The following is an 8,364-nucleotide window of genomic DNA, read 5'->3' on the forward strand; positions in this document are numbered from 1 at the left end:
TGACCAGCACGGTCTTGGCCGACTCGCGGTCCCGCGCGTCGCAGAGCACGAGCGGGATGGCGGCGTCCACGTCCAGGGCCCGCCGCACCTCGTCGACCTCGTAGCTGTGCGCGCCCTCGAAGCAGTTCACCGCGATGATGAACGGGATGCCGCGCCGCTCGAAGAAGTCGATCGACGGGAAGCTGCTGTCCAGCCGGCGCGTGTCCACCAGGATCACCGCGCCGATCGCGCCGTAGGCCAGCTCGTCCCACATGAACCAGAACCGGTTCTGCCCCGGGGTGCCGAACAGGTACAGCACCACCTCCGGGCTGATGGTGATGCGCCCGAAGTCGAGGGCGACCGTGGTGGTCTCCTTGGTCTCCAGGCCCAGCACGTCGTCCACGCCGACACCGGCCTCGGTGAGCAGCTCCTCGGTGTGCAGCGGCGGTATCTCGCTCACCGAGTTGACCATCGTCGTCTTGCCGGTGCCGAAGCCCCCGGCGATGACGATCTTCACTGGGGTGGGGACGAGGAGTTCCCCGCCCGGCCGCTCAGATTCCACGGACACCATCCAACACCGCCTGGAGCAGGTTCCGGTCCGGCACTTGCGGGACTCGGGAGGGGTCTCGGATCACGACGTCACCGCGTTGGATGAGATCGCTCAACAGCACCTTCACGACGACGAGCGGCACGTCGAGGTACGCGGCGACCTCCGCGACCGACAACGGGCGCCGGCACAGCTCCATGATCTCCATGTGCTCGACCGACAGCGCGTCCGGGTCCGACGGGGACGGCATCGCGCGAACCTGCGTCACCAGGTGCAGCTCCGGGCGCAGCGGACGGGTCCGGCCCCGCACCATCGCGTACGGGCGGACGAGCGGGCCCGCGGCCTCGTCGTACCACCAGTCCTCGCGGCCGGCCATCAGGAGGACCTTCGGGCGGCCGGCAGGCTCGCCGCGGCGGTGCCGCGCGGCGCCGAGGACAGGTACGTGCCGACCCGCTTCACGAGCATGTTCATCTCGTACGCGATCATGCCCATGTCGGAGTCCTCTTCGCCCAGGACGGCCAGGCAGGCGCCGTGGCCGGCCGCGGTGACGAAGAGGTAGGCGTGCTCCATCTCGACGATGGTCTGCCGCACCGCGCCGCCGCCGAAGTGCCGGCCGGTGCCGCGGGCCAGGCTCTGGAACGCCGACGCCATGGCCGACAGGTGGTCCGAGTCGTCCTTCGACAACCCGGGTGACCGGCCCAGCAGCAGGCCGTCAGCCGAGAGGACCACCGCGTGTCGAGCTCCGACCACCCGGCCGACCAGGTCCTCCAACAACCAGTTCAGTTCGTTGTGCTGGCTGGTCATGTCGTTCATCGGGATGCCTTTCCGGTTTCCAGTCGTCCGGCCACTGCTGGTCAGGGTTCGAGGTCGTCGGCAGGTGTGCGACGGGCGTCGCGTGTGCCCCGTTGGAACGCCGCCAGGCCCTTGCGGACCTTCTCGGCGGACTGCTCCTGGTCGACCTCGGGGAGCGGATCGGGCGAAGGGTGGAAATCGTTGCGCACCAACTGGGGCGCCAGGTTCTGCTGGCGGCGCCTGCGTGGCAGTTCGGGTCGGTCGGCGGCGGCAGCGGCCGACTCCGGTTCTTCCGCGGGCCACTCGGAGGTGGCGCGCTTCCGCTGCGGCAGTTCCAGCTCGCCGCTGCGCTGCGACAGGTCCAGCCCGCCGCTCAGTCGTTCGACCTCGGGGAGGGGATCGGAGTTGGCCGCGGCCTCGGCCTGGGCCCAGAACCCCTCCAGGTCTCGGGAACTGTCGGGAAACCTGGCGTCTCGCACTGAGTCGTCGCCCTGCTCCGGGATGTCGTGGAAGGAACGGCGCGGGAGCTGCCGGGTCTCGGCGGGCTCCGTGGCCGTCGTGGGGCCCGCGACGATCGCGGACGGGATGAGGACGAGCGCCAGCGTGCCGCCGTAGGGCGAGTCGCGCAGCTCGACGTGGATGCCGCGGCGGTCGGCCAGCCGGGCGACCACGAACAGGCCCAGGCGCGACTCGCCGCGCAGGCGCATCGCGTCGAACTCCGGCGGGTCGGCCAGCATCGCGTTGTGCTGCTCGCGGTCCTCGGGGTTGATGCCGAGGCCGTGGTCCTCGATCTCGACCACGATGCCCTGCGGGACCTCGCTGGCGTGCACCTGCACCTGCGACCGGGGCGAGGAGAACGCCGTGGCGTTGTCCACGAGCTCCGCGATCAGGTGGATGGTGTCCGCGACGGCGGCGCCGACCAGCGCGGTGTCCGGCACCGGGTTCACCTTGACCCGGACGTACTGCTCGGTCTCCGCGACCGCGGCGCGCAGCACGTCGAGCAGGCGCACGGGCTTGCGCCACTGCCTGCCCGGCTGCTCCCCCGCGAGGATGATCAGGTTCTCCGCGTTGCGGCGGGCGCGGGTGGCGAGGTGGTCGAGCTGGAACAGCGCGTCGAGCTGCTCGGGGTTCTCCTCCTCGCGCTCCAGCTTGTCCAGGATCTTCAGCTGGCGGTGCACCAGGCCCTGGTTGCGGTGCGCGATGTCGAGGAAGACCCGGTTCACGCCCTCACGGGCCTGGCTCTCCTTGACCGCGGCGGCGACGGCGGTGTACTGGGCGGCGTTGAACGCGTCGGCCACCTGGCCGATCTCGTCGCTGCCGTAGTCCAGCGGGGGCACCTCGACCTCGACGTCCACGTGCTTGCCCTCGCGGAGCCGGTCGACGATGTCGGGCAGCCGCTCGTGCGCCAGGGTCAGCGAGTCCTTCTTCAGCGCCGCGAGGCGGGTGATCAGCGCCCGGTTGACCAGGCGGTTCGACGTCCGGATCGCGATCAGGATGCCGATGATGACGGCGAGCAGGCCGACCAGGCTGCCGATCAGCACGGTGCGGAACTTGCTCTCACCGCGCGACATGGTGACGTTCACGGCGCTGGAGGCCTGCTCGCTGACCAGCGCGGTCAGCTCGTCGGAGATCGGGCCGCTGACGTTCTGCCACTCCTGAAGCGACCCCGCGGCCGACGGCTTCTGGCCGTTCTGGATCAGCCTGCCCTCGAACTCGACCAGCCGCTTCCACTGGTCGCCCTCGATCATGAACTGGTAGTGCTCGCGCACCTCGGGCTGGGCGTAGGGGGCGATCGAGTCGTAGGAGGAGTGGTAGGCGCCGACGAGGTTGGCGAACTCGATGTGCTCCTCGGGGCTGAACTGGCCGGCGGCCAGCGCGCTCGACGCGAGCGACGTGGCGCGGGACATCCAGTCGGCGGCCTTGAAGTACTCGGTGGCGGTGATGGCGCCCTTCACCGACTCGTGGTCGGGCACCACGCGGGCCTGCACGCTGAACAGCGCGTCACCGGCGTCGAGGAGGCTGTTGTAGTACGTGTAGATGTCGTCCCTGGACGTGGGTTTCTTCCCTTCCAGGGACGAGCGGCGCTGCGGTAGCTGGTCCAGCAGCACGTTCAAGCCGTTGATCTTGTCGACGATCTCCTGCGGCGCCTGGGAGGCCAGCTCGTCGAACGCGGTGCGCATCTCGTCGACCGCGCGGTCGGTCTCCGCCCGCTGGACCTCCAGGTCCGTGGTGCCGCGGTCGGGCTGGCTGAGCGCCGTCATGGTCAGCTCGCGCTCCTTTTGGAGCGCGGCGAAGGTCTGGACCGCCGGGATCGAGGCGTCCTTGACGCCGGAGGCCACGGCGCGGAGGTAGAAGCCGTCGAACAGCGTGTACGACGAGAACAGCGCCCACATGATGAGCAGGACGATGCTGGGGACGACGACGACACCGGTGAGTCGTGAACGGATCGTCTTGTAGTTCGTCTCCGTGGTGCTCTTCTGCTTCACAGCGCTCCGCAACCTCGTCCGTTGCCAGGTCAGGCGCAGCACTAGGACCGCTGACTCTTCTTCACCCGATCGGCTATGGAACGGTAACACTTGAAGATCATTATTACGAAGAGGCAGCGATCACTTGCGCGACGCGACGATGAGGTTACCCAGTCGAGTGATGCCCCGAACAGGGGGCCGATGTGAACTTCTCGACACCGGTCCCCTCACTTTCCCGGCTTCGGGACCGAAACGGCGTCGTACGTCGTCGTGGGCGTGGGCGGGGTGGCGAGGGAGACGACCGTCGTCGGCACGTCGAACCGGATGTCGGTGATCTTGATCACGAGCTGCCCGCCCGACCCGTCCCTGGCCAGCGCAAACACCGCGACCGCGTTCAGGCGGTCCTGCACGGCGTACGGCGTGCGGCCCTCGACGAGCAGCACGTCACCGTTGGTCAGCACCTCGCCGTTCAGGTCGACCAGGCTCGTCACGCCCGTTCGGCGCGTCCGCCCGGTGCACTTGCCCGGTGTGACTCCGGACGATCACCAGCGCTTTGCCGTCGGGCGTCCGGGCGATGCCGTTCGCGTTGTTCACGCCCGGAGTCAGGACGAAGTCGCCGGACGGTGGAATCGCGGTGCGGGACTCCGGCAACGCGCCGTGCCGGCCGAACGGGACGCGATAGATCAACGCCTTGCGCGAGTCGGGAAGTAGGCGGCGGCGTCGGTGATCACGACGTCGTTGACGAAAGTGTCCGGGTCGGATGCAAACCGATAGGACTCGAGCACCGCTCCCGTTCCGGCGTCGACGACGCCCCCGTCCCGGTGGGAAACGGGTGTGCTTGCGCTGCGGCGGCGGGCGCGGCGGCCCCAGCACCGCGACCGGGGAAGTTAGGGGTCGTCCGAGATAACGAAAAGGTAACGGTGAGGTCGCGGACTGGGAGCGGTACGTATGCCACTGTGTCCACCGCCCACCGGCGGTCGGGGTTCAACGCCCATGCGCGTACCTACGACGAGGTGACACATCCATGACCCGAAACCAGGGGCGGCACCGCTTCTCCCGGCGCACCAAGCTGACTGCCGGCGTGACCGGGTTGGCGCTCACGATCGGCCTGGCCGTCGCGATCAGCACCACCGGCGATCAGGGCACCGCCCAGGCTGACGGGGCCGACATCTCCCTGTTCACCGACATCACGAAGCAGCAGCGCAACGTGCGGGCGCCCCGCCCGCAGCGGGGCGCGAGCACCGGCACCTTCACCGTGGACTGCGGCCGCAACGAGAACGGCCACTTCAACCCGGACAACTTCATCGCGCAGCCCGGCGTCCGCAACGGCGCCCAGCACCTGCACGACTACGTGGGCAACGTGTCGACCGACGCGGACTCGACCAACGAGAGCCTGCTCGAAGCCGAGACCACCTGCAAGAACGGCGACCAGTCGACCTACTTCTGGCCCGTGATCCGGATCGACCGGGAGAACGAGGACGAGGAGCCGGGCAAGCCGAACGACGCCGAGGTCGAGTGCCCGGACGTGCAGCGCAAGCTGCGCACGGTGCCGCGCCAGGCCAAGGCCGAGGTGGACCGCAACCTCAAGGCCCTGAAGGACCAGATCAGCGAGGCCAACGCGAGGCTGAAGGCGTCGGCCGACGTCGACGACCCGAACTTCGTCAACAACGCCGTCCTGGGCCCCCTGCGGGACAAGCGGACCGCGACGATCGACCGCATCACCCAGGCCCTCGCCCGCGCCGGGCAACGTCCGCGCTGGCTGCGCAGGCTCGCGCCGTGCACGGTGAAGGACGGCGACGCCAACGACGCCAAAGTCGCGGAGGCGGCCCAGGAAGCCGAGGCTGACGCGCCCGAGAAGGGCGACGGCAAGAGCGCCAGCGACGAGAACGAGTTGCCCGGCAACGAGGGCGAGGTGCTGCGCCCCGAGGTCGACATCACCTTCCGCGGCAGCCCCGCGGGCAAGGTCGAGGCGATGCCGCAGTTCCTCCGGGTGCTCTACGGCGACGCGAAGGTCTCCACCAACGGCCCGAAGAACGCCCGCAAGTCGTGGACCTGCACCGGGTTCGAGGACAAGGTGCTGATCGACAAGTACCCGATCTGCCCCGAGGGCAGCAAGGTCAAGCGCATCCACGACTTCGCGAACTGCTGGGACGGCAAGAACACCGACAGCGCCAACCACCGCGACCACATGACCTACGCGGACGAGAACGGCAAGTGCCCGCGCGGGTTCAGGACCGTGCCGCAGCTGCGGATCAGCCTGACCTACGACATCCCGCGCGACGTGCAGGCCGCCGGGCAGTACGCGGTGGACGCGTTCCCGCAGGAGAAGCACAACCCGTTCTCCGACCACGACGACTTCGCGAACGTCATGTCGCAGGAGATCATGAACCGGCTGGTGCAGTGCGTGAACTCCGGCCGCCGGTGCAAGGAGTGACGACGACCCAGGCCGACCTCCCGTCCGATGTGGACGGACCGCGCGCCACCGAGGGCGTGCGCCGGCTCGCGGCGGCCCGGGACCTCACGTCCCGGGGCGGCACGTGAGGTGAGGAGGACACCATCCCCGACCCGCGCGGCGGCGGGTCGGGGATGGCCCCTGCCCGGACAGGTTTTCCGGTCACCCGGACGAGGTAACCCCGTGGGGACTCGATCACCTGGGGAGGTCTTCGGTGGCACGCATCCGACCGTCCAAGCCGGCCGCGATCTTCGGAGCCGTGGTGGGCGTGGCGATCCTGGTCTTCGGTCTGCTCAACTTCCCGCTCGACCGACCGTTCATCTGGTTGTGGTCGGCCGTCGGCGTGGGCGTCATCGCGTTCAACCTGTGGGCCGCGTTCAGCCGCAACGGCGCCACGCAGGTCGTCGACGACGACCGCGGGTGAGCGGGTCCTCAGCCCGCTTGCAGTGCCAGGTACAGGTCCACCCGTTCGGTGAAGTTCGACAGGTCCACGCCCAGCAGGTCCTCCACCCGCCCCACGCGGTACCGCAGCGTGTTCACGTGGACGTGCAGGCGGGCGGCGGCCGTCGTCCACGAGCCCGAGCAGTCGAGGAACGTCCGCAGCGTGCCGACGAGGTCCGAGCCGTGCTCGGCGTCGTAGTCCAGCACGGGCCCGAGGAGCCGCCGCCGAAGCGAGCGGCGCAGCTCCTCGGGCACGCCCGCCAGCAGCAACTGGTGCAGGGCTATCTCCTCCCCCGCCACGACGCACGTGCGCCCGGTCCGCCGCTCGCCCAGCCGCCGGGCGTGCGAGGCCTCCTCCGCCGCGCCGCGCAGCCCGGCGTGGCCGACCGGTGACGAGATCCCGACCAGGACCCTGGCCGAGCGCAGGCCCGGTTCCAGCGTCCGCAGCGCGGTGCGGATCCCGCCGGTCCACGGGCCGGACGGCACCAGCGCGTACACCTCCGCGTCGACGGCGGCCACCAGGAACCCGGGCGTGACCGATGCCAGCACCTCCTCCACGAGCGTGACGGCCTGCTCGACCGACCCCTCCGACACCGAGGCCGCCAGCACCCGCAGCGGCGCGTCCGCGTCCCACCCGACCGCCGCGAGCCGTGCGGAGAGGTCGCCACCGGCGAGCACCTGCCGCAGCAGCGGCCCGGCGGCGCGGTTCTCGATCTCCCGCCCCTGCACGACCCGGGCGCGCTCCACCCCGACCAGGCTGGCCAGCTCGGCGGCGACCTCGTCCTGCGTCCGGTCGCCGGAGACGACGAGGATCCACGAGGTCAGCCGGGAGCCGCCGCGCGCGGACACCGGCAGCACCGTCGTGCCGCGCACCACCTTGGGCAGGCGGTCGGCCAGCAGGAACTCCCGCACCAGCGACGCCGCCCCCGGCAGCTCCGGCCCGGCCACCACGTGTCCGGTGCACGACAGCACCCAGCACGGCGCACCCAGCTCCGCCTCGCCGGCGGCCAGCAGCTCGGACAGCCCACCGCCCTCCGCGACCACGGTCAGCAGCCGCCGGTGCCGGCCGAGCAACGCGCCCGCGTCGCCCACCCGTTCGGCCGCCAGCTCCAGCACCACGCGTTCGGTGATGGCCGCGAACGACAGGTCGACCGGCACCTCCAGCAGCGGCACGCCGTGCCGCTCGCAGGCCTCCACCAGCGCGTCGGGCAGTGCACCCGCATCGGGTGGGCTGGCCGCCAGCGCGGCTGCTCCCGACGACGCGAGCGAGGCGACGAACGTCTCGCAATCGGCCGCCCCCCGGTGCCACAGCAGCCCGGAGAGCACCAGCTCACCGCCGGACAGGTACCGCGCCGGATCGGGCAGCTCGGTGCCGTAGAGCCTGGTCACGGGCCGGTCCAGCGACTCGGCGCCGGTCACCAGGCGAAGGCGTAGCTCCGGCATCCCGAGCAGGCTGCCCACCAGCAACACGGCCGCCTCCTCCCCGTCACACCGGCGGTTTACCGTCGTCCGATCGTGTTTGTAGGAAAGCACAAAACCCCTCGCTGTAGGAGCCTGGGATTCATGCGCCACCGCCGTAGCCGATCACCGCTGCGGGCGGTGTACTGGCCCACACACCGCGCACCGCACCCACCGAGGTAGCCGATGGATTTCCTCCGCCCCGACACCCTGGCCGAGGCGCTGGCCCT

At 70.4% G+C, this 8,364-nt stretch carries 8 protein-coding genes; 2 read left to right on the top strand and 6 right to left on the bottom strand.

Going from position 1 to position 8,364, the window contains the following annotated elements; all coding sequences use genetic code 11:
- From AB0G02_RS16180 to AB0G02_RS16200, 5 genes are all read right to left on the bottom strand, one after another.
- A partial coding sequence (locus AB0G02_RS16180) for an ATP/GTP-binding protein (protein WP_360794412.1) occupies positions 1 to 550 on the bottom strand: 550 nt, incomplete at its 3' end.
- Positions 531 to 902, bottom strand: a complete 372-nt coding sequence (locus tag AB0G02_RS16185; protein ID WP_053718070.1) for a DUF742 domain-containing protein — start codon at positions 900 to 902, stop codon at positions 531 to 533. The genes AB0G02_RS16185 and AB0G02_RS16180, both read right to left, overlap by 20 nt.
- Positions 902 to 1,339 carry a roadblock/LC7 domain-containing protein gene (locus tag AB0G02_RS16190; protein ID WP_053718071.1) on the bottom strand — a complete coding sequence of 146 codons (438 nt, stop codon included), beginning with the start codon at positions 1,337 to 1,339 and terminating at the stop codon, positions 902 to 904. Before AB0G02_RS16190 ends, AB0G02_RS16185 begins: the two co-directional genes overlap by 1 nt.
- A gap of 41 nt (positions 1,340 to 1,380) precedes the next feature.
- Positions 1,381 to 3,804, bottom strand: coding sequence for a sensor histidine kinase (locus AB0G02_RS16195; RefSeq protein WP_360794415.1), 2,424 nt, complete (start codon positions 3,802 to 3,804; stop codon positions 1,381 to 1,383).
- Positions 3,805 to 4,010: 206 nt separating this feature from the next.
- Positions 4,011 to 4,274, bottom strand: coding sequence for a hypothetical protein (locus tag AB0G02_RS16200; protein WP_360794417.1), 264 nt, complete (start codon positions 4,272 to 4,274; stop codon positions 4,011 to 4,013).
- Between the two features lie 533 nt (positions 4,275 to 4,807).
- On the opposite strand from AB0G02_RS16200, the gene AB0G02_RS16205 reads away from it, so the two are divergent.
- A complete protein-coding gene (locus AB0G02_RS16205; RefSeq protein WP_360794419.1) occupies positions 4,808 to 6,217 on the top strand; it encodes a DUF1996 domain-containing protein in 1,410 nt (469 codons plus the stop codon).
- A 232-nt stretch (positions 6,218 to 6,449) separates the two neighbouring features.
- Positions 6,450 to 6,659 carry a hypothetical protein gene (locus tag AB0G02_RS16210; protein WP_360794421.1) on the top strand — a complete coding sequence of 70 codons (210 nt, stop codon included), beginning with the start codon at positions 6,450 to 6,452 and terminating at the stop codon, positions 6,657 to 6,659.
- An 8-nt stretch (positions 6,660 to 6,667) separates the two neighbouring features.
- Here the strand turns inward: AB0G02_RS16210 and AB0G02_RS16215 are convergent, their stop codons facing one another.
- A complete protein-coding gene (locus tag AB0G02_RS16215) occupies positions 6,668 to 8,146 on the bottom strand; it encodes a PucR family transcriptional regulator ligand-binding domain-containing protein (RefSeq protein WP_360794423.1) in 1,479 nt (492 codons plus the stop codon).
- Between the last annotated feature and the right edge of the window lie 218 nt (positions 8,147 to 8,364).

Source organism: Actinosynnema sp. NPDC023658 (assembly GCF_040639995.1).
Lineage (GTDB): Bacteria > Actinomycetota > Actinomycetes > Mycobacteriales > Pseudonocardiaceae > Actinosynnema.